Raw genomic sequence first — 1,453 nt, 5'->3', positions numbered from 1 at the left:
CAGGGTAAGCTCATCTAATTTGGTATAAATTGTACTTGACAAATAGAAATTATAGAGTTAAAGCACAGCCGTTTGGGATTAGAGATTCTAGGGGGTTAAAAACATCTCAATCAGTCTGGGTACAAGGATTTGAGAATAAGCATCATGTAACCATCATTCATAGCGGCCCGCTTCCTTTTCTGCCGTAAGCTACCCTTGAAAGTAGTTTCTTGATTGATCGCATTCAGGGACAGCCTTCGGATGGTAGCCAAGTTCCGAGGGCTATGTAATGACCGAATCCGGCAGCTATCTTCATTAAAAGTGACATCTAAAACGTAGTGTTCTTGATTTTCAATAGTCCAATGTTGACGAATAATCCTCCCATTAATCTGAGCATTGGGGGGTAAAGAACTTAAATAAAAGTGCAGTTCGTGAGTCGTTTTATTCCACAAATAACGGAATCGCTCTACTACAACAATACTTTGAAGACCAGCCCATTCGTCTTGTTTATAAAGTCCTCCTAATGCCGCGACTGGAAAAGCCCAAACTTTTCGAGTTTCCACTCGGCTATGGGCGGATTCTGTCTGATGATTTTCATCAATTTTAATCCCTTTAAATTGATGGGATTGGGCGGTTTCAAACCAATTCTTGACTTGATTATAAAGAGTGGGATGGTTGCTTTTTAAGGTGACTACATAATTGGCCTTTTTTTGATGAATTAGCCGAATTATTTCAGTTTGAGTCCCCCGTCCATTGTAATAGTCGCTCCGGTGATATCAATTAATTCTAAGAGGGCTGGAATGGCTGTGATTTCATTTGAATGATTTTCCACCTTAACCTGTCCGAGTACCAATCGATTCTCACTCGCCCAGGCGGTGACTAAATGTAAGTTTTTTATCCCATTTTCTCGGTCATAAGACCCTCTAAGTGTTTTTCCATCAATGGGAATAACTTCTTGGATAACTGGCCCAATTAAGTGCTGAACCCATAAGGTTAATTTTTGTTCTAAAATTTCGGGTTCCAATTGTTCAAAGACCCTTCTAAACGTGTCATCGCTCGGAATACCATTCGGTAACTCTAAAAATTCTTTTAACCAAGTCAGCTTACTGATGCCATAATTTTCCATGTCCTGCCATCCATCACCTCCGGCTATTGTGGATAAGAGGGCAATCACAATAATGTCTTTAAGTAAGTGGCGTTTAGTTCGGTTAACTCTCGGATCCGGTACGTCATCAAAATAATGTGACAAGCTCTCTTGTAACTGTTGCATGGAAATGGGTTGTTTTTTGTTCAGCCCTAACTTGGATTCAGATGTGGTCTGAATTGGTGCAAATCCTTTATCCATAAAGTTTTACCTCACGAAGCCGACTTACTATTTTAGACATTATAGAATTGCCCATCATTAAATGGTGCACACCCGATCATTGCCTTTTTGTCAAGTACAATTTATACCAAATTAGATGAGCTTGCCCTG

General features: G+C 39.9%; 1 pseudogene. It reads right to left on the bottom strand.

Annotated elements, in window-relative coordinates:
* Nucleotides 1–110: 110 nt before the first annotated feature.
* A pseudogene (locus QUB52_RS29085) lies at nucleotides 111–1,324 on the bottom strand (ISAs1 family transposase).
* Between the last annotated feature and the right edge of the window lie 129 nt (nucleotides 1,325–1,453).

It is taken from the genome of Microcoleus sp. A6-C6 (genome assembly GCF_036705955.1).
Lineage (GTDB): Bacteria > Cyanobacteriota > Cyanobacteriia > Cyanobacteriales > Microcoleaceae > Microcoleus.
This window is presented reverse-complemented; position numbering and strand designations above follow the sequence as displayed.